26 protein-coding genes, 2 tRNA genes and 1 other RNA gene are annotated in these 26,387 nt (G+C 72.5%); 16 read left to right on the forward strand and 13 right to left on the reverse strand.

Going from position 1 to position 26,387, the window contains the following annotated elements; translation table 11 throughout:
* Positions 1-59: 59 nt before the first annotated feature.
* Complete coding sequence (locus IE178_RS20375; RefSeq protein ID WP_193513304.1) at positions 60-2,369, reverse strand: DNA polymerase III subunit gamma and tau; 2,310 nt, start codon at positions 2,367-2,369, stop codon at positions 60-62.
* Positions 2,370-2,460: 91 nt separating this feature from the next.
* An RNA gene (gene ffs / locus IE178_RS20380) (signal recognition particle sRNA small type) lies at positions 2,461-2,559 on the reverse strand.
* Positions 2,560-2,631: 72 nt separating this feature from the next.
* Between ffs and IE178_RS20385 the strand changes: the two genes are divergently transcribed.
* Positions 2,632-2,719: transfer RNA gene (locus IE178_RS20385), tRNA-Ser, on the forward strand.
* Positions 2,720-2,922: 203 nt separating this feature from the next.
* Here the strand turns inward: IE178_RS20385 and IE178_RS36080 are convergent.
* On the reverse strand, positions 2,923-3,057 hold the full coding sequence (locus IE178_RS36080) for a hypothetical protein (protein WP_318280147.1): 135 nt from the start codon (positions 3,055-3,057) through the stop codon (positions 2,923-2,925).
* Positions 3,058-3,084: 27 nt separating this feature from the next.
* A complete protein-coding gene (locus tag IE178_RS20390; protein WP_184764439.1) occupies positions 3,085-3,459 on the reverse strand; it encodes an ArsR/SmtB family transcription factor in 375 nt (124 codons plus the stop codon).
* A 339-nt stretch (positions 3,460-3,798) separates the two neighbouring features.
* On the opposite strand from IE178_RS20390, the gene IE178_RS20395 reads away from it, so the two are divergent.
* Complete coding sequence (locus IE178_RS20395; RefSeq protein ID WP_193513305.1) at positions 3,799-5,163, forward strand: NAD(P)-binding domain-containing protein; 1,365 nt, start codon at positions 3,799-3,801, stop codon at positions 5,161-5,163.
* 33 nt (positions 5,164-5,196) lie between these two features.
* Positions 5,197-5,655 carry an ArsI/CadI family heavy metal resistance metalloenzyme gene (locus IE178_RS20400; RefSeq protein ID WP_193513306.1) on the forward strand — a complete coding sequence of 153 codons (459 nt, stop codon included), beginning with the start codon at positions 5,197-5,199 and terminating at the stop codon, positions 5,653-5,655.
* Between the two features lie 273 nt (positions 5,656-5,928).
* Here IE178_RS20400 and IE178_RS20405 read toward each other — a convergent pair whose 3' ends face one another.
* From IE178_RS20405 to IE178_RS20435, 6 genes are all read right to left on the reverse strand, one after another.
* Positions 5,929-7,746 (reverse strand): stealth family protein, encoded by a 1,818-nt coding sequence (locus IE178_RS20405; protein WP_193513307.1) that lies wholly within the window; start codon positions 7,744-7,746, stop codon positions 5,929-5,931.
* A 13-nt stretch (positions 7,747-7,759) separates the two neighbouring features.
* Entirely contained in the window at positions 7,760-9,427 is a 1,668-nt protein-coding gene (locus tag IE178_RS20410; RefSeq protein WP_318280148.1) for a stealth family protein, read from the reverse strand.
* 168 nt (positions 9,428-9,595) lie between these two features.
* The gene (locus tag IE178_RS20415) at positions 9,596-11,401 is read right to left on the reverse strand and encodes a copper resistance CopC/CopD family protein (RefSeq protein WP_193513386.1); all 1,806 of its coding nucleotides are present in this window, start codon (positions 11,399-11,401) and stop codon (positions 9,596-9,598) included.
* Between the two features lie 151 nt (positions 11,402-11,552).
* A complete protein-coding gene (locus tag IE178_RS20420; protein ID WP_193513309.1) occupies positions 11,553-12,326 on the reverse strand; it encodes an SDR family NAD(P)-dependent oxidoreductase in 774 nt (257 codons plus the stop codon).
* Complete coding sequence (locus tag IE178_RS20425) at positions 12,323-12,802, reverse strand: cupin domain-containing protein (protein ID WP_193513310.1); 480 nt, start codon at positions 12,800-12,802, stop codon at positions 12,323-12,325. The genes IE178_RS20420 and IE178_RS20425 overlap by 4 nt, the downstream gene beginning before the upstream one ends.
* Complete coding sequence (locus tag IE178_RS20435; protein WP_318280149.1) at positions 12,799-15,753, reverse strand: GNAT family N-acetyltransferase; 2,955 nt, start codon at positions 15,751-15,753, stop codon at positions 12,799-12,801. The genes IE178_RS20425 and IE178_RS20435 overlap by 4 nt, the downstream gene beginning before the upstream one ends.
* A gap of 76 nt (positions 15,754-15,829) precedes the next feature.
* Here IE178_RS20435 and IE178_RS20440 point away from each other — a divergent pair, with 76 nt between their 5' ends.
* Both IE178_RS20440 and IE178_RS20445 read left to right on the forward strand, forming a co-directional pair.
* Positions 15,830-16,555 carry a siderophore-interacting protein gene (locus IE178_RS20440; RefSeq protein ID WP_184764496.1) on the forward strand — a complete coding sequence of 242 codons (726 nt, stop codon included), beginning with the start codon at positions 15,830-15,832 and terminating at the stop codon, positions 16,553-16,555.
* 24 nt (positions 16,556-16,579) lie between these two features.
* Complete coding sequence (locus IE178_RS20445; protein WP_184764432.1) at positions 16,580-17,182, forward strand: HhH-GPD-type base excision DNA repair protein; 603 nt, start codon at positions 16,580-16,582, stop codon at positions 17,180-17,182.
* A 25-nt stretch (positions 17,183-17,207) separates the two neighbouring features.
* On the opposite strand, the gene IE178_RS20450 is transcribed toward IE178_RS20445, so the two are convergent.
* Positions 17,208-18,836, reverse strand: coding sequence for a helicase HerA-like domain-containing protein (locus IE178_RS20450; RefSeq protein WP_193513311.1), 1,629 nt, complete (start codon positions 18,834-18,836; stop codon positions 17,208-17,210).
* A gap of 104 nt (positions 18,837-18,940) precedes the next feature.
* Between IE178_RS20450 and IE178_RS20455 the strand changes: the two genes are divergently transcribed.
* Both IE178_RS20455 and IE178_RS20460 read left to right on the forward strand, forming a co-directional pair.
* Positions 18,941-19,237: a type II toxin-antitoxin system VapB family antitoxin gene (locus IE178_RS20455; protein WP_004943146.1), complete on the forward strand. Its 297-nt coding sequence runs from the start codon at positions 18,941-18,943 to the stop codon at positions 19,235-19,237.
* A 134-nt stretch (positions 19,238-19,371) separates the two neighbouring features.
* Positions 19,372-20,001 carry a LytR C-terminal domain-containing protein gene (locus tag IE178_RS20460; protein WP_184764495.1) on the forward strand — a complete coding sequence of 210 codons (630 nt, stop codon included), beginning with the start codon at positions 19,372-19,374 and terminating at the stop codon, positions 19,999-20,001.
* A 53-nt stretch (positions 20,002-20,054) separates the two neighbouring features.
* Here the strand turns inward: IE178_RS20460 and upp are convergent, their stop codons facing one another.
* Positions 20,055-20,690 carry a uracil phosphoribosyltransferase gene (gene upp / locus IE178_RS20465; protein ID WP_184764430.1) on the reverse strand — a complete coding sequence of 212 codons (636 nt, stop codon included), beginning with the start codon at positions 20,688-20,690 and terminating at the stop codon, positions 20,055-20,057.
* 138 nt (positions 20,691-20,828) lie between these two features.
* Between upp and IE178_RS20470 the strand changes: the two genes are divergently transcribed.
* The 8 genes from IE178_RS20470 (at position 20,829) to IE178_RS20505 (ending at position 25,339) form a co-directional block, all read left to right on the forward strand.
* Positions 20,829-21,044, forward strand: coding sequence for a hypothetical protein (locus IE178_RS20470; protein ID WP_184764494.1), 216 nt, complete (start codon positions 20,829-20,831; stop codon positions 21,042-21,044).
* 336 nt (positions 21,045-21,380) lie between these two features.
* Positions 21,381-21,932 carry a tRNA adenosine deaminase-associated protein gene (locus tag IE178_RS20475; protein WP_193513388.1) on the forward strand — a complete coding sequence of 184 codons (552 nt, stop codon included), beginning with the start codon at positions 21,381-21,383 and terminating at the stop codon, positions 21,930-21,932.
* A gap of 68 nt (positions 21,933-22,000) precedes the next feature.
* Complete coding sequence (gene tadA, locus IE178_RS20480; RefSeq protein WP_318280154.1) at positions 22,001-22,432, forward strand: tRNA adenosine(34) deaminase TadA; 432 nt, start codon at positions 22,001-22,003, stop codon at positions 22,430-22,432.
* 45 nt (positions 22,433-22,477) lie between these two features.
* A tRNA-Ser gene (locus tag IE178_RS20485) sits at positions 22,478-22,562 on the forward strand.
* Positions 22,563-22,660: 98 nt separating this feature from the next.
* Entirely contained in the window at positions 22,661-22,837 is a 177-nt protein-coding gene (locus IE178_RS20490; protein ID WP_184764428.1) for a hypothetical protein, read from the forward strand.
* On the forward strand, positions 22,837-23,130 hold the full coding sequence (locus tag IE178_RS20495; RefSeq protein ID WP_193513313.1) for a Dabb family protein: 294 nt from the start codon (positions 22,837-22,839) through the stop codon (positions 23,128-23,130). The genes IE178_RS20490 and IE178_RS20495 overlap by 1 nt, the downstream gene beginning before the upstream one ends.
* A gap of 164 nt (positions 23,131-23,294) precedes the next feature.
* Positions 23,295-24,191 carry an RNA polymerase sigma factor SigF gene (locus IE178_RS20500; protein WP_184764427.1) on the forward strand — a complete coding sequence of 299 codons (897 nt, stop codon included), beginning with the start codon at positions 23,295-23,297 and terminating at the stop codon, positions 24,189-24,191.
* A gap of 245 nt (positions 24,192-24,436) precedes the next feature.
* Positions 24,437-25,339 carry an RNA polymerase sigma factor SigF gene (locus IE178_RS20505; protein ID WP_184764426.1) on the forward strand — a complete coding sequence of 301 codons (903 nt, stop codon included), beginning with the start codon at positions 24,437-24,439 and terminating at the stop codon, positions 25,337-25,339.
* A 106-nt stretch (positions 25,340-25,445) separates the two neighbouring features.
* Here the strand turns inward: IE178_RS20505 and IE178_RS20510 are convergent, their stop codons facing one another.
* Positions 25,446-25,640: a hypothetical protein gene (locus tag IE178_RS20510; protein WP_093764193.1), complete on the reverse strand. Its 195-nt coding sequence runs from the start codon at positions 25,638-25,640 to the stop codon at positions 25,446-25,448.
* A 207-nt stretch (positions 25,641-25,847) separates the two neighbouring features.
* On the opposite strand from IE178_RS20510, the gene IE178_RS20515 reads away from it, so the two are divergent.
* The gene (locus IE178_RS20515; protein WP_193513314.1) at positions 25,848-26,339 is read left to right on the forward strand and encodes a MarR family winged helix-turn-helix transcriptional regulator; all 492 of its coding nucleotides are present in this window, start codon (positions 25,848-25,850) and stop codon (positions 26,337-26,339) included.
* The last annotated feature ends 48 nt before the right edge of the window (positions 26,340-26,387 follow it).

The following is a 26,387-nucleotide window of genomic DNA, read 5'->3' on the forward strand; positions in this document are numbered from 1 at the left end:
TCCAGGGACCGCCGTTTCCGGCGGCGAAGGGCGTCCACGGGCGTCCCGGGACAGCACACTCAGTCGTTCGTGAACTCCTCGACGACCGTCGCACCCAGCTCGCGGACGAGGAGGTCCTGCCCGGAGAGGGCCGATTCGTCCAGGTCGGGGTCGTCGTCCTCGGGGATGTCGTCCTCCGGGGAGACGGGGGGCGGTGGCTCCGGGGCGGACGGGCGGGGTGCCGGGGCGGGAGCGGAGCCGGGTGCCGGCGCGGAGGGCGCCGGCGTGCCGCTCGTCGGCTGCGCGGGGGCGGAAGGGGCGGGCGGCTGGGGCGCGGACGGGCGCTGACCGCCTCCGGTGCCGGAGCCGCCGTACCCGCCGCCACCGCCGTAGCCTCCGCCACCACCGCCGTTGCGGCCGCCGGGCGGTCCGGCCGGTGCGGGTGCCGCCACGCCGCCGCCGGAGGGGTCGACGACCGCCTCGATCCTCCACTGCACGTTGAACTGCTCGGCCAGCGCCTGGCGCAGTACGTCCTCGCTGCCGCTGCTGAGGAAGTTGTCCCGCGCCCCGGCGTTCACGAAGCCGATCTGGAGGGTCGTGCCGTCGAAGCCGGTCACCTGGGCGTTCTGGCTGAGCAGGATCCAGGTGAAGCGACGACGGTTCTTGACCGTCTCCAGGATGTTCGGCCAGAGCATGCGGGGGTCGAGACCACCGCCGCCGCCCGAGGGCGCGGGGGCCGACGGTGCGGGTGCCGACGGTGCGGGAGCCGGGGCCGTCTGGGGCGTGGGCGGCGCGGGAGCACCGGTCGCGGCCGCGGGCTGCCCGCCGCCGCCCGCCGGGGTGGCCGTGGGCCAGCCGCCCGGCCGTCGGCCACCACTGCCGGCGGACGCGGCGGTGGGCCAGGCACCGGGGGCGCCGGGCCCGGTCGGGGGGTCGGCCGGGGCAGGGGCCGGGGCGGCCGCCGGAGGCTGAGCCTGCGCGGGAGCGGGAGCCGGGGCAGGGGCCGGAGCAGGCGCGGGAGCCGCGGCGGGCGAGGGAGCGGACGGCGCCGGAGCGGGTCCCGGGCCCGGAGCCCGGACGGCGGCGCGGGCGGCGGCGGGGCCGCTTCCCGGCGGCACGGGGCCCTGCCCCTGACCGTGCCCGGCCCCGGCCGGCGCTCCCCCATGAGCCTCCGGCCCGGGTACGTATCCCATGGCGGGCATACCGGCGCCGCCGGCGCCCGCGGAGAAGTGCGCGCCGCGCTCGATCCGGTCCAGGCGTGCCATGACCGAGCGCTCGTCGCCGTAGGCGGCGGGGAGCATCACGCGCGCGCAGATCAGCTCCAGCTGGAGGCGGGGCGCTGTGGCACCGCGCATCTCGGTGAGCCCCTGGTTGACGAGGTCGGCGGCGCGGCTGAGCTCGGCGGCGCCGAAGGTGCCGGCCTGGGCCTGCATCCGCTCGATGACGTCGGCCGGGGCGTCGATGAGCCCCTTCTCGGCCGCGTCCGGAACGGCGGCGAGGATCACCAGGTCCCGCAGCCGCTCCAGCAGATCCGCGACGAACCTGCGCGGATCGTTGCCGCCCTCGATCACCCGGTCGACGACCTCGAAGGCGGCGGCACCGTCACCGGTCGCGAAGGCCTCGACGACGGAGTCGAGCAGCGAGCCGTCCGTGTACCCGAGCAGAGAGGTGGCCATGGCGTACGTCACACCGTCGGCGCCGGCGCTGGCGAGCAGCTGGTCCATGACGGACATCGAGTCACGCACGGACCCGGCGCCGGCCCGCACCACGAGCGGCAGCACGCCGTCCTCGACGGGGATGTTCTCCTTCTGGCACACCTGGCCCAGGTAGTCCCGCAGGGTGCCGGGCGGCACCAGCCGGAACGGGTAGTGGTGCGTACGCGACCGGATCGTCCCGATGACCTTCTCGGGCTCGGTGGTCGCGAAGATGAACTTCAGATGCTCCGGGGGCTCCTCGACGACCTTGAGCAGGGCGTTGAAACCCTGCGGGGAGACCATGTGGGCCTCGTCGATGATGTAGATCTTGTAGCGGCTGGAGGCGGGCCCGAAGAAAGCCTTCTCGCGCAGGTCACGGGCGTCGTCCACACCACCGTGGGAAGCGGCGTCGATCTCGATCACGTCGATCGAACCGGGTCCGTTGCGCGCGAGGTCCTGGCAGGACTGGCACTGCCCGCACGGGGTCGGCGTCGGGCCCTTCTCGCAGTTCAGGCACCGCGCCAGGATGCGCGCGCTGGTCGTCTTGCCGCATCCGCGCGGCCCGCTGAACAGGTACGCGTGATTGACCCGGTTGTTCCGCAACGCCTGCTGCAACGGGTCGGTGACATGCTCCTGCCCGATGACCTCGGCGAACGACTCCGGGCGATAACGGCGGTACAGCGCGAGAGACGACACGCATACGAGGTTATAGGCGCCCACCGACAACCGGCCCCGCGCGCCGGACGGGCGCCGGGCCGGGCCGCGGGACCTGCGGCGTCCGGCCGGGAACGCAAGCGCCCCCCACGCACCCGCCAGAGCCGACCTACCCTTGCTGCCTTCCGGCCCTGGGGGAGTTCAGTCAGATAGCGCCGCGTGAGGGGCTATGCAGAGGCTACCCCATGTCGAGGGCGCGGAACGAGTTCGCGAGCACTCCTCTCGGTCATGTAATGTTCCCAGCGGAGGATTCGCCTAGAGGCCTAGGGCGCACGCTTGGAAAGCGTGTTGGGGGCAACCCCTCACGAGTTCGAATCTCGTATCCTCCGCCAGTGCCTCACCGGGCACGATGTCGAAGGGCCCCACCGTTCGCGGTGGGGCCCTTCGACGTTGTCCGTCTCAGTTCGTTTTGGGGAGCTCCCAAAGAGCGTCGCCGGCTTACTGCGCGACCTTGCCGAGCAGGGGCCCGGTCACGTGCATGTACCGGGCGCGCATCCGAGCCGCTCCCCAGGCTCCCAACCCAGGATGAGCGAGGTTACGGAGTGCCGAGCGACCCTTCAGAGGCCGATGGGACCCGCCCGTGCAGGACTGCGCCGGCACAGGCCAGGACGGTGGCAAGACCTGCCAGCAGGTAGACGAGCACGTTGATCGACATGGAGATGTGTTCCACGCGGGCCCGCTCCTCCTCATGCTCGGGTCAGGCCACGGCCGGCAAGGTCAGCAGCTTGCCCATCGCGGCCAGCACGGACGGCTCGACCCGGTAGTAGACCCACGTACCGCGCCGCTGCGAGGTCAGCAGCCCGGCCTCCTTGAGCTTCTTCAGGTGGTGGGAAACGGTCGGCTGGGAAACCCCGACGTCGGAGATGTCGCAGACACACGCCTCGCCGCTCTCGTGCGAGGCCACCGCCGAGAACAGCCGCAGTCGCACCGGGTCGCCGAGCGCCTTGAACATCCGCGCGGCCGCCTCGGCCTCCTCCGCGGTGAACGGGCGCTCGGTGAGCGGCGGGCAGCATGGCGCGACGGCCTCGGATCCCTCGGCCTCGATCAGCGGCAGCACCTTCGTGTTCGACATGCATCTATGTTGACATACGTCGAACCAGTGGTCGAGGGGCGAACGGCTCAGCCGTGGGCCAGGTGAGCCGCCAGGTGCCGCGCCATGCGGGCGGTGTCCCGGCCGACGCCGCGCAGGGAGTTGGACGACAGGCTGCGCCGCCACTCATGCGCCGGAGGCTGCGACCACCGCCCTCGTCACCGGCCGGCCGCCGTCCTCCAGCAGGAAAAGGCATGCCCGGCAGCGAGCTCCCTCGAGGAAACCCCCAGATTCGATGCATGTCTATGTTGACGCTTATCGAAGCAAGTGCCATGCTGGCTGCGTAAGCCATCGACGAATGTCGAAGCAAAGGGGAGTCTCGTGAACGCGTCCACCAGCGACCAGCTGCCCGTCGTGGTCATCGGTGCCGGTCCGATCGGCCTGGCCGCCGCCGCCCACCTCGTCGAGCGCGACATCGCACCCCTGGTCCTCGAAGCCGGACCGTCCGCGGGCACCGCCGTACGCGACTGGGCACACGTGCGGTTGTTCTCACCGTGGGCCGAGGTCACCGACCCGGCCGCCGAGAAGCTCCTCGCCCCCACCGGCTGGGTGCGCCCCGCTGACGCCGCCTACCCGACCGGCGGCGACTGGGCCGAGCAGTACCTACAGCCGCTCGCCGCCGTCCTCGGCGACAAGGTTCGCTACGGCGTCACGGTGACCGGCGTCGCCCGCGCGGGCCGCGACCGCATCGTCGACGCCGATCGCGACGAGCAGCCCTTCACCATCCACATCCTGGGGACGGACGGGCGCGAGGAGCGGATCACCGCCCGCGCCGTGATCGATGCCTCCGGCACCTGGTCCACCCCCAGCCCGATGGGCGCCGACGGTCTGTCCGCCCTCGGCGAGAAGACGGCCACCGACCGCATCTCCTACCGCGTCCCCGACCTCAAGGTCCCGGCCGTCCGTGCCCGCCACGCGGGCAAGCGCACCGCGGTCATCGGCTCCGGCGCCTCCGCCTTCACCGCACTGGCCCACCTCGCCGACCTGGCCAAGGAGGAGCGCGGCACGCACGCAACGTGGATCCTGCGACGCGGCATCGGCGCACACACCTTCGGCGGAGGCGAGGCCGACGAGCTGCCCGCACGCGGCGCCCTGGGTCTGCGCGCCAAGGCCGCCGTCGAGGACGGCCACGCGAGGGCGGTCACCGGCTTCCGCACAGCCGCCGTGGACCGTGACGGCGACCGGCTGGTCCTGGTCGCCGAGGATGGCCGCCGCCTGGACCCGGTCGACGAGGTCATCGTGCTGACCGGCTTCCGCCCCGACCTGTCCTTCCTTTCCGAGGTCCGTCTCGGACTGGACGTGCGTCTGCAGGCGCCGACCGCCCTGGCCCCGCTGATCGACCCGAACGCGCACTCCTGCGGAACCGTTTACCCGCACGGCGTGAACGAGCTGTCCCACCCGGAGCAGGGCATCTACCTGGTCGGCATGAAGTCCTACGGCCGCGCCCCCACGTTCCTGGCGATGACCGGCTACGAGCAGGTCCGCTCCATCGCCGCCGCAATCGCCGGCGACCGCGAGTCCGCCGAACGCGTCGAACTGACCCTGCCGGAGACCGGAGTGTGCGGCGGCGCGGGACTGTACGACGAACCCGACGCGGCCCAAAACGGCCAGGGCGGCGGATGCTGCGGCGCCCCGGCCACCCTGCGGATCGGCATCGGAACCTCGGCCGCCTCCGGCAGCCGCTGACCCACCAACCACCCATCGTGCAGGAGGTACACCATGTCCCGCGTTCAGCTGGCCCTCCGCGTCGCGGACCTCGACGCGTCCATCGCCTTCTACAGCAAGCTGTTCGGCACCGAGCCCGCCAAACTCCGTGACGGATACGCCAACTTCGCCCTTGCCGAGCCCCCGCTCAAGCTCGTACTGATCGAGGGCCGGGCGGGCGAGGACACCCGCCTGGATCACCTCGGCGTCGAAGTCGATTCGACCGAGGCCGTCCACGCCGCCACCACCCGCCTGAGCGAGGCCGGCCTGGCCACCACCGAGGAGGACGACACCACCTGCTGCTACGCCCTCCAGGACAAGGTCTGGGTGCACGGCCCCGGCCAGGAACCCTGGGAGGTGTACGTGGTCAAGGCGGACGCCGGCCCCCTCGCCAAGCAGCAGGGCAGCACCTGCTGCACCGGTCCGGCCGATGCCACGACCAAGGAACCGGCCGTCGCAGGCGGCTGCTGCTGACGCCGCACGCCGATGACCACCCTCCACACCAGCGGGGCCGTGACCGGAACGGGGGACCGGTCACGGCCCCGCGCCGCACTGCCCGCCCTCCGCGCCGGCGCGACGACACCCATACGGCCGCGAAACGGCCGGTGGGCTGCACCAGCGCTGGTGCAGCCGCAGGGTCATCGCCGCCGAACCGCCGCTCTCGCCGGGGCCGTCGAAGGAACGCCGCTACCGGGTGGCCGACCCCTGCCTGCGCTTCCGGCTCGCGTTTCTTCGGTGCGGGCGGTGTCAGTCGCGGAGCTGGGTCTCGTTCCGCGCCGGCCGGGGCGGGAGGCTCGCCGTGATCGGCTCGGCCGGGCGGGAGGTGGTCCGGGCCGGTCCTTCGAAGCGGCTCGGGAACGGGTACTTCCGCTCCAGGAAGGCGTGGATGGCGGCCCGGGCCTGTGAGCGGGCCGCCGGGGCGGTGTCCACGTCGTTGAGGCAGAAGAAGTCGATGTCCTCGCCGGCCGCGAGGCGGGCCAGGCGCCGCGGCATGTCCGGTGTGCCCAGTTGCACGTAGCGGAAGCGGTAGTCGGCCGGGACGGCCCGGCCGGTCGCGATCGCCCAGTGGTGGTGGAGGGTGGACGCGGGAGGGACGTCGGCGGTGGAGCGGAAGCGCGAGCGGGAGGTCCGCTCGAGTTCCTCGATCGCGAGGCTCTCCATCTCCCGCATGACCGACAGCAGCTGGGGATGCGGGGTGTGCAGCGACTTGTGGGTGATGTGCCGGCCGTGGAAGCGCCGGATCACCTCGCGGGCGTTCTTGCCGGCCGAGTTCGGGGCCGGTTCGAGTGGGTGCGGGGCGCCGACGCCGAGTTTCAGCGGGGACAGCGGGATGCGGGCGATGCCGTTGCCGTGGAAGAAGTGCTCGGCGCGCACCGGGCGGTTGATGAAGACGTCGTCGTTGAAGTAGAGGTAGTGCTCCGGCAGGCCGGGGATGTGGTGCAGCCGGCTCTCTATCGCGTGCGAGTTGAAGACGGGCAGGGCGTCGGCCGGGAGGATGTCCCGGTGGTCGACGACGGTCAGGCCCTCGGCGTCCGGGTCCAGCCAGGCGGGGACCTGGGAGTCGGTCACGAGGTAGACGTGCCGGACGAACCCGGCGTACATCTCCAGCGAGCGCAGCGCGTACCTCAGCTCGTCGTGGCTGGTGTAGCGGGAGGCGCCGGTCTCGCGCGCTGCGATGACGTCGTCGGAGGGTGCCTGATGGGCGCGGCGCTTCGCGGCCAGCGGCGGGTCGTCCCCGTCGACCCAGGTGTACACGGCGTCGACGGGGAAGCGCACCTCGTCGATGCCCGGCTCGGCGAACGGGGCGAACGTCGGCACGCTGCGGCGGCGGCCCGCCACCACGGCCGGCCGCTGCGCCGTCACCGGGAGCACTTCCGACACGGGGTTGCGGCGCGGGGCGACGAGTGCCGGGCCGAAGACGTCCGGCAACCGGCTGCCGGGCACGGTGAACCAGGAGGGATCCGTGCCGCGGGCGGCGCCGAGGTCCCGGCCGTGGCGCCAGAACTCGATGTCGCACCCCGTCTCGGGGCCGGTGAGCACCTGCCCTCCCGGACCCAGGCGCACCACGCCGGTGCGGAGCACCGGCGCCCGCCTCAGCGCCCGCGGCAGCCTCCCGTCGGCCCACAGCGCCGCGGTGGTCACGGCGCCGTCCGGTCCGACGGCGCCGACGAACCCCGCGGTGTCGGCGAAGCGCTGGGCGGCCCCGGAGAGGACCGCGCCGCGGTACGTCTCCTCGACGCCGATGACCTGCCGCGGCGCGCTCTGCCCGTGGTCGGCCGGGACCAGGAAATACGGGACGCCGAGCCCTTCCAGCAGGGTGCACACCCGCTCCAGATCGGCTTCGACGGCGTCCGCGGCGGTGTAGCCGGCGACCGTACGGCCGTACAGGCGCACCGGTCCGAAAGTGACCCGGCGCAGGCCGGGGACGGTGGCGCGCAGGCGGCGCCGGGCCGGGGCCGCGCGCAGCGCCCAGAGCCGGGCCGCCGACCGGAGCCGCAGGTGTATGAGAACGTCCCGGGCGACCCGTATGCTCCGGGGCGCCGCGATGCGGTGACGGATGCCCATGCCCCCGGCCCCGTCACTTCTTCTCGAAGGGGCTCGGGAAGGGGAAGTAGTCCTCCAGGAACTCGCTCATCCGCAGGCCGACCCGCTCCCGCTCCTCGGGCGGCACATCGACGTCGTTGAGGCAGAAGAAGTCGAAGCGGCGGTTGCGGCGCAGCTCGGCCAGGCGCCTCTCGGCGTCCGGGCGGCTGATGTTCACATACCGGAAGCTGTACTTCCCGGGTACGCCGCGGCCGGTCGTCAGCGCGTACTGGTAGAGCAGCGGGGCCGTCATGGCGATGTCCTGCGGCGAGCGGAAGCGGGACGCCGTGGTGCGGCCGACGTCCTGCGGGAAGAGCTCCTCGAGCACCCGCAGCGTCTCTCGCTGCTGTGGCAGCGGGGTGTGCATGAAGTTGTTCGTCGTCATCCGCCCGAACTTCTCGAACAGCAGTCGGCGGACGTTCTTGCTCGCGGAGTTGGTGGCCGTCTCCTCGGCGTGCGGCTTGCCGACTCCGATCTTGAGCGGGGAGACCGGGATCTTCATCAGGCCGCTGCCGTGGAAGAAGTGCTCCGCGGTGACGCGGCGGCCGACGAACACGTCGTCGTTCAGGTACAGGTAGTGCTCCGACAGGCCGGGGATGTGGTGCAGCCGCGTCTCGATCGCGTGGGAGTTGAACACCGGCAGGACGTCCGGCGGGAAGATGTCGCGGTGGTCGACGACCGTGATCCCCGGGGCCCGGTCGTCCAGCCAGTGCGGCGTCTGACCGTCGGTCACGATGTAGACGTGCCGGACGAAGTCGGCGTACATCGCGAGCGAGCGCAGCGAGTACTTCAGCTCGTCGTGGCTGGTGTAGCGGGAGGCGTTGGTCTCCTTGTCCAGGATCTCGGCGATGCCGCGCTCCTGGTACCGGGCCCGCTTGGCCCGCATCTCCGGCTCGTCGCCGTCCACCCAGGTGTAGACGACGTCGACGGGGAAGGTCACGTCGTTCACGGTCGGCAGGGTGAGCGGGACGAAGCTCGGGAGTTCCCGGTCGCCGATCCGCACGGTGGCCGGCTTCTGTTCGGACGCCGGCAGTACGTCGGTGATGCCGTTGTTCCGGGGCGCGACGAGGGACTCGGCGAAGACGTCCTCGGACGCCTGCGGCTGCACGTTGGCCAGTCGCCTAGGCCCGTCGTCGGAGGCGAGGAGCTGCGCCCCGTCCTCCCAGAACTCGACGTCGCAGGCGAGTTCCGGCCCGGCGAGCAGCTGGCCCGAGGGCCCGAGGTGGTTCTCCCCGATCCGCAGTACGGGCGCCGTACGCAGCGGGGAGGGCAGTAACCCGTCCATGAACAACGCGGGGTTCTTGAGCTGTCCGCCGGGCAGCGGTCTGCCGATGAACACCGGCTTCCCCGCGTTCCGCTCCTCCAGGGCGGCGAGGAAACGCTCCCGGTCGACGGCGTTCACGCCGACCGTGTGGCGTGTCCGGGAGGCCGGTACCAGGAAGTGGGGAATGCCCGCCTGCTCCAGTGCGGCGACGACCAGCCCGAGGTTGGCGGCGGCCGCCTCGGCGGCGCTGAACCGGGTCACGACCCGCCCGTAGAGCTGTTGGCCGCGCACCGCCACCGGGCGGAGCACCGGGTCCGTGACCGCCGCTCTGCGGCGCCGCCGCAGGGTGCGCAGCTGCCACACCCTTTCGGCAGCCTTCCGCTCGACTCGCGGTCGCATCCTCCGGGCAAAGGAACGCACGGTCACGTCCTGGCTCCTCTTCATAAACCTTGGAACATCCCTGCGTTAGCCAGACAGGCGTACGTAACCGAAGGTTGTAGAGGCGTTCACTGATCGTTAACGAACGAGGGGTCGTGTCCCCGCCGGGCGGCTCGCCGCGACGGCGTGTCAGCGGGTGATGCGCACCTTCCGGGTCTCGCTCACCTGGTCCAGTGCGGAGACCCTGACCGTCAGTTTCATCGTCCAGGTGCCGTCGAGGGGGAGGTTGAGGTCGTGGGTGGCCCAGTAGCCGCCGCGGTCGGTCACCTTCGCGTCGATGGGGCCGATGTCCTGGGCGGCGAGGGTGAAGGAGACGCGGAGTTCCGGCACGGTGACCAGCCCGCCGTCGGCGCCGAAGACCACCGCCTGGAGGCCGTTCTCGCCCACCCGGCCCGGGTCCATGGTGATCTGCACCGTGCCCCGGCCGTCAGGGGTGCCGACGTCGTAGGGGACCGTGAACGCCGACGCCCCGGGAAGCCCGGCCACCTGCGGCCGGGGTGCCTCGGCCGCCTCGGCCTCGGCGCGCGCGGGGAGGGTGCCGGTCAGCACCGTGGTGATCAGCAGCACGACGACGGCCACGGCCACTTCGGCCAGAACGGACCGGCGCAGGGCGCGGCGCTCGTGGGAGGGGCCGGGGTCCGTCCCGGTGCCGGGCTCCCCCGGTCCGGTCGTCGCCGGCTGCCCGGGCCCGGTCCCCGGCGTGGTGCCGGCCGCGCCCACCGGTTCCGGTACCCGTGCCTCCACCGTCACCGGTGCCTTCGCCCTCGTCACCAGGAGAGTCGTCCAGCGGCGGGACAGGCCGGCCGCCGACAGCAGGAAGACCGTCGCGAGGAGTTTCACCGTGAGGATCCGGCCGTACGGCGAGTCCGTGAGCGCGGTCCAGGAGCCCAGGCCGCGCCAGGACTGGTAGACGCCGGTGACGACCAGGACGGTCACCGAGGCGAAGGCCAGGCGGGAGAAGCGGGTGACCGTGGCGGCCGGTGGCGGGGTCCGCGCGCGGTACAGGGTGAGGAGCAGGGCCGTCAGGCCGCCGAGCCAGCAGGCCGTCGCCAGCAGGTGCAGGACGGACGACGTCATCGCCACCGGCACCTGGATCCCGGCGGCGGCGTGTTCGGCCGCCGCCCAGGTCAGGGCCAGGGCGACGGAGAGGGCGGCGCCCACGGCCAGGTGGGCCGGGGGCGTGCGGTCGTCCGGTGCGCGGTGCCGGGTGAGCCGGAGCAGGATGGCCGCCGTCAGCAGGAGCAGGGCCAGCCGGGCCAGCAGGGCGAGACCCGGGCGGCCGGTGAGGGTGCGGGCGACGGCGGAGGTGTCGAAGGCGGTGCCCGGCGCCGTACCCGTCTCGTAGGGGGCGCGCAGGACGAGCAGCACGACCGTGGCCGCCATCAGGGTCCACCAGCCGGTGAGCAGCGGCAGCCGCAGCGGGGCGGTGTCCGGTGGACGGCACAGCCCCACGAACGCCGCCGTGCCGATCAGCAGGGCGGCGGCGATGTAGGCGAGATAGCGGCCGGTGTCGTAGAGGCTCGCGGTGACCGGGTGCTCGGCGGGGGCCGCGGGCGCCGCGGGCGGGGTGGGCGAGGGTGCGCCGATGGAGAAGGTGAAGGCGCCGGATACCGGGTGGCTGTCGGCGGAGACCACCCGCCAGGCCACCGTGTAGGTGCCGTCGGTGAGGCCGCCGGGAAGCTCGGTGCGGGCGGTGTCGGAGGCGCCGTCCGCGTGCCGCGGCTCGCCCAGGTGGACCCGGCGGTTGTCGGGGCCGTAGACGCGGAAGGAGTCCTCGAGCAGGCCGACGGACTCCGTGAAGGTCAGGGTGATGTGCCGGGGCGCCGACTCGACGACGCTCTTGTCGGCGGGGTCGGTGGCGCGCAGGGCGGAGTGGGCGCTCGCCGGGGCCGCGCTGCCGAGCAGGAGCAGCACCAGGGCGGTGCCCAGCAGCACCAGCGCCTGGAGTCGCCGCCGCTTCGCGTGGCCTCGTCCGCCACCCTCACCCGCCGTCTCCTCGCGCCGTCGCTCCACGTCGTACCCGCCTCCCGGCCGTCCGGCTACGGGTTACGTACGGACGGCGGGCCCGGCGTGCTCAGCGCCGGGCTCACCAGGTCGGCCGGGCCGACACCCCTCCGTCCACCACCAGGTCGTGGCCCGTCACCCAGGACGCGAGCCGTGAGGCCAGGAACACGCAGGCGTCACCGATGTCCTGCGCGCGGCCGAGCCGCCCCACGGCGGACGCCTGCCGCCAGCGGCGTACGCCCTCCGGCCAGGCGTCGGCCAGGCCCTCCCGGTCGATCAGGCCGGGCGAGACCGTGTTGACGCGCACGCCCCACGGGCCGTACTCCAGGGCCGCCGTGCGGGCGTGCATCACCACCGCCGCCTTGGACGCGCAGTAGTGGGCGTGGGCCGGGGCCGGGCTGTGGGCCTCGACCGAGGCGATGTGGGTGACGGATCCGCCGCCGTCCTGGTCCCTCATGAGCCGCGCAGCGGCCTGGGTGCAGGCGAAGACGCTGGTGAGGTTGGTGTCCACGACCGTGCGCCACTCGGCCGCCGTCATCCCGGCGAGCTCCTGGACCGGCTGGATCCCGGCGTTGTTGACGAGCGCGGTCAGCCGGCCGCCGCCCCACTCGGCGGCCTCGGCCACCAGGCCGTGGCAGGCGTCCTCGTCGGTGAGGTCGGCGCGCAGGACGACGGCCTCACCACCCGCCGCGCGGATGCGGTCGGCGGTGTCACGCGCGGACGCCACCGCCGTACGGCAGTGCAGCGCGACGGCCGCGCCCTCCTCGGCGAACCGCTCCGCGATGCCCCGGCCGATGCCGCCGCCCGCGCCGGTGACGAGGGCGACCTGGCCCCGGAGCAGACCCTGCCCGCTCATGGGCGGCACAGTTCCGCGATGAGCGCCGCCCGGTCCGGGTGGCGCGCCGTCAGTTCCGCCGCGTCGCCGTGCTCGTAGCCCTCGTGGGTGAAGCCGGGCGCCATGGTGCAGCCGAAGAGCGTCCAGGCGCCGCCGGCCGCCACCCGCGCCCCCATCCAGGTGCCGGCGGGGACGGTGAGCTGCGGGTGCTGGCCGTCGGGGACGTCCGTCCCCAGAACGGGGGTGCGCGAGGTGCCGTCCGGGGCGAGGAGGAGGAACTGGAGCGGGTCGCCGAGGTAGAAGTGCCAGATCTCGTCGGCGGGCAGGCGGTGCAGGGCGGAGAAGTCGCCGGGGGCGTCGGTGAGCAGGGCGATGATGGCGGTGCCCTCGGGCCGGCCGTCCGGCCGCTCGGGACCCGCCCAGGTCTGCCGGAACCGCCCGCCCTCGCGCGGGATCGGCTCCAGTCCGTAGTGGGCGACGAGCTCGTCGGGCGTCATGCGCCGAAGGCTACCTCTCGGGTGAGGAACGCCAGTTGGGCCTTCCTCGCCGGGAGATACACGTCGGGCAGGTCGACCTCCGGCAGGACGACCTCGGGACCGGCCGTGAAGCCCTGCTTGACGAAGCGGGCGACCGCCTTGTCGTTGGCGACGTCCGGGTCGACCACCACTCGCCGGCGGTCCAGGCCCAGCAGGACGAACGAGGTGAGGGCGGCCAGCAGCCCGGCCGTCCAGCCGGCCCGCGCCCCGTCCGGTTCGGCGGGGGCGAGCAGCAGGTGGACGCCGATGTCGCCGGGCTCGACGGGGTAGCACTCGCCGACCCGGTCGGCCTCGGGTTCGTAGGTCTGGAACAGCGCGACCGGTTCGCCGTCCTTGAGGACGAGGTAGGCGTGGTGGGTGTCGAGGGTGGCCATGTGGGCGTAGATCTCGGTGACCTGCTGCTCGGTGAGGCCGTTCATGCCCCAGAAGACGGCGCGTTCCCCGCTCACCCAGCGGTGCAGGAGGGGCGCGTCGGCGGTCACGTCGAGCGGCAGGACGCGTACGGAGCCGAAACCGCCGACCAGCTGCTCGTGGACGGCCGTTCGGGTGGCGTAGGCGTACGGGTCGGACATCGGTCTCCTCGTCGGTCGTTCGTCGGTGCTGCTTCCCGGACGGTCGCCGGTGTCATGTCCTGGGCGGTCGCCGGTGTCACGACCCGCCTGCGCACCGGTGTCGTGTCCCGCCTGCGCACCGGGGTCATGTCCCGGGCGGTCGCCGGTGTCACGACCCGCCTGCGCACCGGTGTCATGTCCCGGGCGGTCATCGGCGCCACGACCCACGTGCGCACAGGTTGCACGGGCCGGTCGTTCACCGGTGCCACGCCGAGGCCCGTCGGGCTCCTTGCGCAGCCGGTGCCAGTCGGTGACGACCGGGGCGAGGTCTCCCGCGGCCCACAGGGGCTGCTGGTCGCGGTGGTGGGGGGAGCCGGGGACGCCCGAGGCGCCCAGCGGCACCACCCAGCGGCTGTCCTCGCGCCGGGCCAGGTCCCAGACGTAACGGGCGGCGGGGCCGCGCGCGGCGAGGTCGGTGAGGCCGGGCACGGGCGAGGTGCACAGCACGCAGTCGTGGTCGCCGGACAGAGCGGGTTCGTCGTACGGCGTCCCGGGCGGCAGGGCCCGCCAGGGTGCCAGGCGGTGGGTGTCGCCCCAGGTGCCGGTGGGCGGCCGTTCGGCCACCTCCTCCAGCGCGGCGCGCACCTCCGCCGGGCGGTCGACGCCGTACAGCTCCCCCGCCCGCAGGAGGTGTTCGAGGGCGAAGCCGATGCGCGGGACCAGGGCGAGCCAGGGCCGGAACACCGCCGGGTACGCGGGCGGCGTGCGCAGCGCGGCGAACGCGGGGTGCGCGGCCAGCCGCCGTACGACCGCACCGCGCACCGCCGCGTAGGCCGCGGCGTCGGCGCTGTCCGCGTCCATGCGGCGGTCCCAGCGCAGCAGCCGGTCGCGCAGGGCGGCGGCCGGGGCGCCCAGGCCGTCGAGCGCGGCGAGGTGGTCCAGCAGGGCGGCGGCGGAGGCGAGGTGGGTGTCGGTGTGGAGGGCGGACATGTCGGCGGCGGACCAGCGCGTCCGCTGTCCCAGCAGCTCGGTGATGCGGTCGGCGCGGTGCGGCGGGGCGAACTCGACGCCGAGGGGTGCGGCCGGGCCGCGCTGGTTGGCCATCACGGCGATCCCGTCGGTCAGTCCGGCGCGCGGCGGCTCGTGCCACCCCTGCCACGCGTGCCCGGGCTCCCACGCCGGTACCAGGCGGGTCCGGTTGGCCGCGGAACGCACCGGGACCCGGCCGGCCACCCGGTGCAGGGTGCCGCCCTCGGTGTCGGCGGCCAGGACCACGTTGACCGGTTCGGCCCACCGCTCGACGGCCGCGTCGACGTCGGCGACCCGGCGGGCGCGCAGCAGCGGCAGCAGGGCGCCGAAGCCGAGGTCGCCGGTGACGCGGGGCGGGTGGCGCAGGGCGACGGCGACCGGGGGCGCGCCGGGCTCGGGCACGCCGCCGTCGAGGCCTTCGGGGCCGCCGATGACGACGGGGCCGCGGTCGGTCTCGATGACCTCGACCTCGACCGGCTCCTCGCCCGCCACCTCGACGGTCTCGGTGTGCCGGGCGGCCCGGTGCCACACCCCGTCCGGGCCGAGCGCCTCCACGCCGGCGCCGGTGCGCCGCAGCCGCTCGCGGTAGAGGTCCTGGTAGTCGGCCATGGCGTTGGTGATGGCCCAGGCGACGGTGCCGGTGTGGCCGAAGTGGGCGATGCCGGGGACGCCGGGCACGGCGAGCCCTACGACGTCGAACTCCGGGCAGGAGAGGCGGATCTGCTGGTAGACACCGGGGTCCTCGATGAAGCGGTGCGGGTCGCCGGCGATGACCGCCTGCCCGGTGACCGTGCGCTCTCCGGTGACCAGCCAGCCGTTGCTGCCCGCGGTGCCGGGACCGTCGGTGGCGAACAGGCCGACGGCGTCCGTGCCGAGGTGGGTGGCGACGTGCTCGCGCCAGAGCTTGGCGGGGAAGCCGGCGAAGAGGATGTGGGTGGCCAGCCAGACCCCGAGCGGGGTCCAGGGCTCCCAGGGGCCGGGGGTGAGGGCCGTCCGCGCGAACTCGGGGGCGTCGGCGGCGCTCAGCCCCTCGTTGACGCCGGCCACATAGGCACGGATCCAGCCGGCGGTCTCCGGGTCCGTCCGTTCCAGCTCGGTCCAGCAGCGGCGGGCCGTGTCGGTCAGGCGGGCACGGCGGACGAAGAGGTCCCAGGGCAGGGCCTCGGGGCCGAGGAAGGCGGCCGAGGTGCCCTGGGCGCGGTGCCGTTCGACCTCCAGTTGCCAGGCCCGGTCGAGGGCGGTGACCCGGCCCTGGGCGTGCGCGAGGTCGTTCGCGTCGTCCGCGCGCAGATGCGGGATGCCCCAGGGGTCCCGGAAGATCTCGCCGGTCACTGTGCCCTCATTTCACTTTAGGTTAGGCTCGCCTAACCAAACCGTGGCGGAATCGTACGTGAAGGGCGAGGACACGATGGGGCAGGGGCGGGGTTGGGAGGGCGCGGTCCTCAAACTGATGCGGGCGAGGGACTTCACCTTCACCGTGACGGGGGCCGAGGACGTCACCGCGGACTACCGGCGGGTGCGCTTCACCGACGGCGGCATGCTGGCGGCGACCGGCGTCCACCCGACGATGTGGGTGCGGCTGTGGTTCGACAACGCGGGCAGGCCCCACCAGCGGGCGTACACCCTGGTCGACCCGGATCCCGCGAGCGGCGGCTTCGCTCTCGAGTTCGCGCTGCACGAGGGGTGCGCCAGCGACTGGGCCAGGGCGGCGAAGCCCGGGGACACCATCGAGGCGACGGTGCAGGGCACGGGTTTCGAGGAGCCCAGCCCCGCTCCCTCGCATGTCTTCGCCATCGGCGACCCGGCTTCGCTGCCGGCCCTCAACTCCCTCCTCGGGGCGCTGGGTTCCGCGCCCGCGACCGTCTGGTTCGAAGGCACCCTCGACGGGCTGCCCTGCGGGGTCGAACCCGGCCGGCACGAAGTGCGCGAGGTGCCCCGGCAGGCGGCCGGAGCGGCGCTGGTCGAGCGGGTGCGGGCCGACCTGCCCGAGCTGTTGCGGCAGGCCGGCGAGCACCCGTACGTCTGGATCGCCTGCGACACCGCGACCACCCGGGCGCTCTCGGCATTCGTGCGCAAGGAGCTGGGGGTGCCCAAGCAGCGGACGCACGCGCTGGGGTACTGGCGCGCGAGCTGAGCCGCGACGCGCGATCATCGGGGCATGGACGTCACTCTTCGCCTCGCCCAGGACCCCGACGCCGACGCACTGCTGGGCCGCAGCCCGCTCGCCGCGCTGACCGGGATGCTGCTGGACCAGCAGATCCCGATGGAGTGGGCGTTCAAGGGCCCGGCGACGATCGCCCAGCGGCTCGGCGCGGACGACCTGGACGCGCACGAGATCGCCGCGTACGACCCCGACGCGTTCGCCGCGCTGCTCTCCGACAAACCGGCCGTGCACCGCTACCCGGGCTCCATGGCCGGCCGCATCCAGCAGCTCTGCCGCTACCTCGTCGAGCACTACGACGGTGACGCCGAGGCCGTCTGGCGGGGCGTCGGCGACGGCGAGCAGCTGCTGAGGCGACTGGAGGAGCTGCCCGGGTTCGGCAAGCAGAAGGCCCGGATCTTCCTGGCCCTGCTGGGCAAGCAACTCGGGGTGCGGCCCACGGGCTGGCGGGAGGCCGCGGGCGCCTACGGAGAGGAGAAGTCCTTCCGCTCCGTCGCCGACATCACCGGCCCGGAGTCGCTGGCCAAGGTGCGGGCGCACAAGCAGGAACAGAAGGCCGCGGCGAAGGCGGCGAAGGCCGCGAAGAAGCCCGCCGAGTAGCTCGAGCACCGGGGTCCCGGGGTCGCTACCGCCTCCTGCGGCGGGCCGTACCGAAGAGGGAGCGGGTGATCTCGCGGCCGATCCGGGTGCCCACGGAACGGGCCAGGGACTCGAAGACACCGCTGCCCGCCACCTGTTCGATCATCGAGGGGCCCTCCTCGGACCTCGGCCTCCGTCCCCCGGGCGCGCGCTCCTGGCCGGCCTTCGGCGCACCGGTCGCGGCCCGCGTCCCGTCCGTACCCTCGTCCGGGGCCGGCCGTTCCGCCAGCCGCTCGTACGCGGAGACGCGGTCCACAGCCTGTGCGTAACGCTCGTACCGCGGCGAGGACCGCACCATCCGGTCCAGGGTCGCCCGGGCCACCGGGCCCATCAGGGACTCCGGCGCCCGCAGCCGGGTCACGGCCACCGGGGTCGGCGCGCCCTCCTCACCCAGTACGGTCACCGCCGCCTCGCCGATGCCCAGGCCGGTCAGGACCTCCTCCAGGTCGTAAGGAGAGTGCGGGAAGGTCTTCACCGTGGCCCTCAGCGCCTTCTGGTCGTCCGGCGTGAAGGCGCGCAGCGCGTGCTGCACGCGGTGGCCCAGCTGGCCGAGGACCTCGGCGGGCACGTCCTTCGGGGTCTGCGTCACGAAGAAGACGCCGACCCCTTTCGAGCGAATCAGCCGCACCGTCCGGGTGATCGAGTCCAGGAACGCCTCGGAGGCGTCGTCGAACAGCAGATGCGCCTCGTCGAGGAAGAAGACGAGCCTCGGCCGGTCGACGTCGCCGACCTCGGGAAGATCGTGGAAGAGGTCGGCGAGCAGCCACATCAGGAAGGTCGAGAACAGCTGCGGCCGCTCCTGGACGGCGGGCAGCTCCAGGACGGAGACGACACCCCGCCCGTCCTCCGCCGTCCGCAGGAACTCGGCCGTGTCGAACTCCGGCTCACCGAAGAAGCCGGACGCGCCCTGCGCCTCGAAGACGGTCAGCGACCGCAGGATCACCCCGGCCGTGGCCGGGGACAGCCCGCCGATGCTCCTCAGTTCCCGTGCGCCCTCGTCCGAGGCCAGGAACGCCACGACCGCCCTCAGGTCCTTGAGGTCGACCAGTTCCAGGCCCTTCATGTCGGCGTAGTGGAAGATCAGCCCGAGGGACTGCTCCTGGGTCCGGTTGAGCTCCAGCACCTTGGACAGCAGCACCGGGCCGAAGCTGGTGACCGCGGCCCGTACGGGGATGCCGTGCCCCATGCCGCCGAGGGCGTAGAACTCGGCCGGGAACCCGGTCGCCGTCCACCGCTGGCGCACCTCACGGGCGCGCCCCTCGATCCGGGGGTCCGGGCTGCCCGGCTCGCAGATCCCGGAGAGGTCGCCCTTGATGTCGGCGAGGAAGACGGGCACGCCCTGCGCCGACAACTGCTCGGCGACGAGCTGGAGCGTCTTGGTCTTGCCGGTACCGGTGGCGCCCGCGACCAGGCCGTGGCGGTTCAGCGTCGACAGCGGCACCCTGATCTGCGCGTCCGCATGGCACCGCCCGTCCCACACCAGGGCGCCCAGGTCGAGCGCGGGCCCGGTGAAGGCATAGCCGGACGCGATGTCGAGGGCCTTGCCGGGGAGCGCGGGGGCACCGTCGGACGCCTCGGGAGCGGTGGCCGGCGGCGTGGTCTCACGATCGCTCATCTCGAACTCCCGTTCCCGCTTCGTCCCCCTTTGGGTGCCTTTTTCAGCGTCGCACTGCGTCGCCATGGCTGCGCCCGGAACGCCTTGCCCGGTAGGCTTTCCGTGTGATCTTCAAGCGCATCGGAAACGGCCGGCCGTACCCCGACCACGGCCGGGAAAGCACCCGGCAGTGGGCGGACGTCGCGCCGCGCCCGGTCCGCCTCGATCAGCTCGTGACGACCAAGCAGCAGCTCGACCTCGAGACCCTCCTCGCCGAGGACTCGACCTTCTACGGCGACCTCTTCGCGCATGTCGTGAAGTGGCAGGGCGATCTGTATCTGGAGGACGGGCTGCACCGCGCGGTCCGGGCGGCGCTCCAGCAGCGCCAGGTGCTGCACGCCCGCGTCCTCGAACTGGACTGACACCCGTCCGGCCCCGCTCCCACGAGCGGTTTGGCCCTTTCGGGTTGGACTGCACACCATCGAATGATCATCTAGTAGGCACAGCCGCCCGCGCGCACTACGCTGCGCCCATGAGCATGCTCACCCCACCTGGCATGGGCGGCCAGTACCGGATCACGGGCGACAAGTACCCGCGGATGCGCCGGCCCCGGCGGCACGGCAGGCTCGTCGTCCTGACCGTCGCCTCCGTCGCCGTCCTCGGCGTGGGCGGCTGGGGCACGCTGCAGCTCATCGACGTGTTCACCGGCGGCGACGGCGACTCCGTCTCCGCGGCCGGCACCAAGGCGACCGGCACCAAGGCGGCCTGCGCCACCGGGCCGAGCCCCGCGGCCGCCCCGAAGGCGCTGCCCGAGCCCGGCGCGATCACGGTCAACGTCCTCAACGCCACGACCCGCGGCGGCCTCGCCCAGAAGACCGCCGACGAGCTCAAGAAGCGCGGCTTCAAGATCGGCGAGGTCGCCAACGCGTCCAAGGAGTACGACAAGAAGGTCAAGGGCACCGGTGTGCTGCTCGGGCCCGTCTCCGCCCTGGACACCTCGCTGCCGGTGCTCGGCACCCAGCTCGCCGCCGCCGAACGGCGCACCGACCCCGCCCGCAAGGGCAGCGAGGTCGACCTCGTCATCGGCGACGCCTTCCGGCAGCTGACGAAGAAGGCGGACGCCGACCGGGCCCTGACCGCACTGGCCGAGCCCGAGCCGACGCCCGCCCCGAAGAAGAACTGCTGAGAGCCCGGGAGCCCCGAGAAAGCCGGGAACCCGGGACCGCGAGGCTCGCGGACCTACTCGGCCGCCCCGTACATCCGGTCCCCCGCGTCGCCGAGGCCCGGCACGATGTAGCCGTGCTCGTTGAGGCGCTTGTCGACCGACGCCGTCACGACCGTCACCGGGGTGCCCGCCAGCTCGCGCTCCATGACCTCGACGCCCTCCGGCGCGGCCAGCAGCACCACGGCGGTCACGTCGTCCGCGCCGCGCTTGATCAGCTCCTGGATCGCCGCGACCAGCGTGCCGCCGGTGGCGAGCATCGGGTCCAGGACGTACACCTGGCGTCCGGAGAGGTCCTCCGGCATCCGGGTGGCGTACGTCGAGGCCTGCAGCGTCTCCTCGTTGCGGATCATGCCGAGGAAGCCCACCTCGGCGGTCGGCAGCAGGCGGACCATGCCGTCCAGCATGCCCAGACCGGCCCGCAGGATCGGCACCACCAGCGGGCGCGGGTGGGAGAGCTTGACGCCCGTGGTCGCCTCGACCGGCGTCCGGATGTCGACCTGCTCCGTGCGCACGTCGCGCGTGGCCTCGTAGGCGAGCAGGGTGACCAGCTCGTCGGCGAGACGGCGGAAGGTCGCGGAGTCGGTGCGCTGGTCGCGCAGCGTGGTGAGCTTGTGGGCGACCAGGGGGTGGTCGACGACGTGGAGACGCATGACGTCAACATTAACCGGGCCCGGTGGGCCCGGCGTCCCCGCGCGCCGCAAGCCTCCCGAACCCCCGTCACTCCTTCGCTGGCGTCAATCCCCCCGTCCGGGGGAAGGTGGGAAGGACGGACTGGGGTGGTGAGCCGATTGCGCGAGCAGGAAGAACGAAACGATCCGTCGCCGCACGAGACCTCCGGCCCGGCCGGGACAGGGGCCGAGACGGAGGCCGAGCGACGACGGCGCCGCGCCCGGTTCCTGCGCGAACTCGCCGAGGCCCGGGAACTGCGCGACCGGGTTCAGCCGCGCCGCGCCAAGGCGGCCCGGCTGCGGCACGCGATGCGCATGCGCACCTTCCGCTGGTAGGACGGCCCGCCCGGGCGCCGTACCGCGGCCGGGACCGTGATGGGTGGGAAGATCACGGGACTCGTGGGTGTTCGGTGAAGTGCCCGTGCGCAGAAGGCGCGTGCAGCCGCGTACGATCCGCACGTGGCGGCAACGAGTTCGCCGGTGAGTCCTCGATGGGCCCACTCGGCGAACTGCGGTCGAAACCGCCGGACACAGGGAGCCGAAGACGTCCCCCGACGGCCTTGTTTCTGCCACGATTCCGAATGGGTGGGGCTCGGAGCACCGGTCCCCGCCCGCACACCTCCGCCGGGGGGATTCCCAACCGGCACGCCTATGACCAGTGGGAGAGTCACGGTGTACTTCGCCGCACTGCTCGCGCGCACCGAAGACGGGTGGGAAGCGAGCGACACGGAGCTCGACGATGTGGAGACCCTGTCGGATCTGGCCGACCTGGCCCGGGAAGCCTCTCCCGACGAGGACACGGTGCTCGTGCTGATCGAGCAGGAGGACGGCTGGTTCGGCGTCGTCCGCGTGGACGGCGAGGAGGACCCTCGCATCTACGTCTCCGACGCCGCCGCGGCCGTCCGCAGCAGCTACGGCGAGATCCTGCTCACCGACGAGCTGCTCGGCCGTGTCCCCGGGGACGACGGCGCCGATCTGGACGCCCTCGACCTCGACGGCACGGAGGACGGTGAACCGGACGACGAGGACACCGAGGCCGACGCCGACGACGGCGCCCCGTCCACCGGCTCCGCCGAGGCCATGCCGCACGGACCGGTCGGTGACGCGCAGGTCCTGGAGGATCTGGGCGTGAGCGAGAAGGAGTTGCGTGCGATGACCGAGGACGCCGTCAACGAGATCGCCGAGGCCCTGGGCGCCTCGGAGGTCCTGGAGACCGTCCGCTGACCGTGCCGACCACCCCACCCGCACCCAGCCCGCCGCCGGATCCGGTACGCGACCGGTGGCGGGCGGCGATGCGACTCGCCCTGGACGAGGCCGAACTGGCCGTCCGGGGCGGGGACGTTCCCGTCGGCGCCGTCGTACTCGCCCCGGACGGCGGCACCGTACTGGCCTCCGCCCACAACGAGCGCGAGGCCGGCGGCGACCCCACGGCCCACGCGGAGGTGCTCGCCGTCCGGCGGGCCGCCGCGCGGCTCGGGGAGTGGCGGCTGGCCGGCTGCACCCTGGTCGTCACGCTGGAGCCGTGCACGATGTGCGCGGGCGCGATCCAGCAGTCCCGGGTGGACCGGGTCGTGTACGGCGCCAGGGACGAGAAGGCGGGCGCGGTCGGCTCCCTCTGGGACCTCGTCCGCGACCGGCGGCTCAACCACCGGCCCGAGGTGATCGAGGGCGTGCTCGCCGACGAGTGCTCCCGCCTGCTCACGGAGTTCTTCCGGAACCGGTGAATACCGATTTCAAACCATGCCCCACCGTGCTGTAAGGTCTCCCTTGGTAGCGTGTCCGAGCGGCCGAAGGAGCTCGCCTCGAAAGCGAGTGTGGCGCAAGTCACCGAGGGTTCAAATCCCTCCGCTACCGCTGGTGAAGGGCCTCGTCGTCAGACGGGGCCCTTCGTGCGATCATGGGCCCGCCACACATGTGACACCAGCACACATCAGTGACAGGGGAGGGCCGCGATGGCGGTGACCGCGAAGAAGATCGCCGTCTACGTTCTTGTGGTCTTCGTGTCGTACCTGATCATCACCGACCCGGCCAAGGCGGCCGACTACGTGCAGATAGGGTTCGAGGGCATCTCGGACGCCGCGAAGGCGGTCGGCGACTTCATGACGTGGCTCGCCAACGGAGGAGAGTGATGATCCGCCACCTGGTGCTCTTCAGACTGAACGAGGGCGTCGAGCGCGACGACCTGAGGGTCGTGAAGGGCGTGGAGGCCTTCCGCTCGCTCGACGGCAAGATCCCGGAGATCCGCTTCTGGGAGTGCGCCTGGAACATCAGCGACCGCCCCATCGCCTACGACTTCGCCATCAACTCGGCGTTCGAGGACGCGGCGGCGCTGCGCCGGTACGTGGAGCACCCGGAGCACCAGGCGGGCGTCGGGTTGTGGCGGGAGTTCGCCACGTGGGTGATCGCCGACTACGAGTTCTGACTCCTCGCCTTCCGAAGCCCCCTGCCGTGACGGCAGGGGGCTCTCTTGTGCTGGTGCACATGTTTGCTGCTCAACACGGAATATGCGGTGCTTGCACACAGTGAGTCAGTCTTGTGATGCTATGACCGCTTTTGACGGATGAGTAGACCGAAAAAGAGGTGGCGTTGACCGTGTCGGCCAGTACTGCGCCACCCCAGGACGAGATGTCCCCCGACGCGCTCCAGGCCCCGACCACGCCCCAGTCCCCGGCCGACGCCGACCCCTCGGCGACCCCCCAGCCTCCGAGCCCGGCCAAGCGGCGCGGCGCCGACACCCGGGCCCTGACGCAACTGCTCTTCGGCCAGCTCAAGGAACTGGAGCCGGGTACGCCGGAGCACGCCCGCGTGCGCGCGGCGCTCATCGAGGCCAACCTCCCGCTGGTGCGCTATGCCGCCGCGCGCTTCCGCTCCCGCAACGAGCCGATGGAGGACGTCGTCCAGGTCGGCACCATCGGGCTCATCAACGCCATCGACCGCTTCGATCCGGACCGGGGCGTGCAGTTCCCGACGTTCGCGATGCCGACGGTGGTCGGCGAGATCAAGCGGTACTTCCGCGACAACGTGCGCACCGTCCACGTACCGCGCCGGCTGCACGAGCTGTGGGTGCAGGTCAACAGCGCGACCGAGGACCTGACGACCGCCTTCGGGCGCTCCCCGTCGACCGCCGAGATCGCCGAGCGGCTGCGCATCAGCGAGGAGGAGGTGCTGTCCTGCATCGAGGCCGGACGGTCGTACCACGCCACCTCGCTGGAGGCCGCGCAGGAGGGCGACGGGATGCCCGGGCTGCTGGACCGGCTGGGCTACGAGGATCCCGCCCTGGACGGCGTCGAGCACCGCGATCTCGTCCGGCATCTGCTCGTCCAACTACCGGAGCGCGAGCAGCGCATCCTGCTGCTGCGTTACTACAGCAACCTCACCCAGTCGCAGATCAGTGCGGAACTCGGGGTCTCGCAGATGCACGTGTCCCGCCTACTGGCGCGTAGCTTCCAGCGACTGCGATCCGCGAACCGGATCGACGCGTAGCCTGAACGAGCGAATCGCTCATCAGTGCTGTTCTGTGCGGTTCTGGGCCGATAGCCCGTCAGACCCCTTGTTTCCAGGGCTGATTCGCATCTCAGATGTCGACATGTCACTACAGCGCGTTGCCGACATGTGACATTCTGCGGAAAGCGCGTTTGCCGAAGCTCCGGCGCCGGTATTCAGGTGAAGGCTGCGTTCCTCAGACGGGAGCGTCCGCCGCGACCGTCCCGCGACCCAAAGGGGGTGGCATGTCCGCAGAACAGGGCAGCTCGAAGGTGCTCACGCTCGCGGAGAGCGAAACAGCTCCCCATGCTCTCGACGCACTCGGCCCCATCGACGAAGGCCCGGCCCTCACGGCCACACCGGCTCCGGACCTCCCGGACACGGCGGCCCTCGACACCCGCACCCTGTCCCGCTCCCTGTTCCTGCGGCTCGCCGCGCTCGACGAGGACAGCCCGGAGCGCGCCTACGTCCGGGACACCCTGATCGAACTCAACCTCCCGCTGGTGCGGTACGCGGCGGCACGGTTCCGCTCGCGCAACGAGCCGATGGAGGACATCGTCCAGGTCGGCACCATCGGGCTGATCAAGGCGATCGACCGCTTCGACTGCGAACGGGGCGTGGAGTTCCCGACGTTCGCCATGCCGACGGTGGTCGGCGAGATCAAGCGGTTCTTCCGCGACACCTCGTGGTCGGTGCGGGTGCCGCGCCGGCTGCAGGAACTGCGCCTGGCGCTGACGAAGGCCGGCGACGAGCTCTCCCAGAAGCTGGACCGCTCGCCCACGGTCACCGAACTCGCCGCCGTGCTGGGCGTGTCGGAGGAGGACGTCGTCGACGGCCTCGCGGTCGGCAACGCGTACACGGCGTCCTCGCTGGACTCCCCCGCCCCCGAGGACGACGGCGGCGAGGGCTCGCTCGCGGACCGGCTCGGCTACGAGGACACGGCACTGGAGGGCGTGGAGTACCGCGAGTCCCTCAAGCCGCTGCTCGCCAAGCTGCCGCCCCGTGAGCGGCGGATCATCATGCTGCGCTTCTTCGCCAACATGACCCAGTCGCAGATCGGCGAGGAGGTCGGCATCTCCCAGATGCACGTCTCGCGGCTGCTCACGCGGACGCTCGCGCAGCTGCGGGAGGGCCTCATCTCGGACTGAGGCACACCAGGTCACGGGGCGTCGGCCGGACGCTCCGTACGTGGTGTCGGATGAGTGGCCGCCGGGGCGCCCCGCAGGGGCGCAACGGCGGCCGCCGCGTTGTCCCTTACTTCAGCGCGAGCCAGGCGACCGCCGCGACGACCGCCACGGCGACGACGATGCCGACGATCAGGCCGATCCGCGGCCCACCGCCCGTGGCGGCGGCCTGCCGGCCCTGCGGCGCCTCGTCGACGAACGCACGGAACATCTGGGTGCTGCCGGCGGGGTCGTGGTTGCCCTGCGGGCCTTGGGTGTTAGCCATGCTCCGAGACCCTAGCGAATCCCCGACGGGCGGCCCAAGCGGGGCAGGTGCAGGTCCCGGGCGCGATCGGCACAGGCCACCCCACCTGCGCGTTTACTATCGCGATTACTTGCCTTTGCCAAGTTTTTGACCCTCAACACCCCTTTTTATTTGCCTGCGGCAACCATCGAAATTTATGGTTGCTCTAAGCAACAAAACGGAGGTGTCATGGCCGAGTCGGCGCAGTACGAGGAGCTGGTGCGCCAGTTCAGCGCCTTCGGCGCCGTGAAGCGGGAGATGAACCGGATCATGCCGGCCGACTGCCCCAGCGGCTCCGCCGCCGTGCTGACGCTGCTCGGCCGGTACGGCGACATGCGCATGAGCAAGCTCGCCGAGCTGCTCTCGGTGGACATGTCGGTCACCAGCCGCCACGTCGCCCACCTCGCCGAGCGCGGCTGGATCGAGCGCTTTCCCGATCCCGCCGACAAGCGCTCGCGCATCCTGCACCTCACCCCGGCCGGCCGGACCCGGCTCGACGAGCTGTTCCGGCGGACCACCCAGCTGCTCACCGAGCGCCTGGCCGACTGGTCCGACGAGGAGGTCGGCCGGCTCACCCAGCTGATGACCCGGCTCAGGGACAGCTTCGGCGACACCCGCGCCGCCTCCCGGCCGGCACCTCCCGCTCTCGAACAGACCACCCGTACACCCGCAAGCACTTAAGAGAAGGAAGTCCATGGCAACGACCACACCAGCCGGTGTGCGGGCTCA

The organism is Streptomyces griseoloalbus (genome assembly GCA_014650015.1).
Classification (GTDB): Bacteria; Actinomycetota; Actinomycetes; order Streptomycetales; family Streptomycetaceae; genus Streptomyces; species Streptomyces griseoloalbus.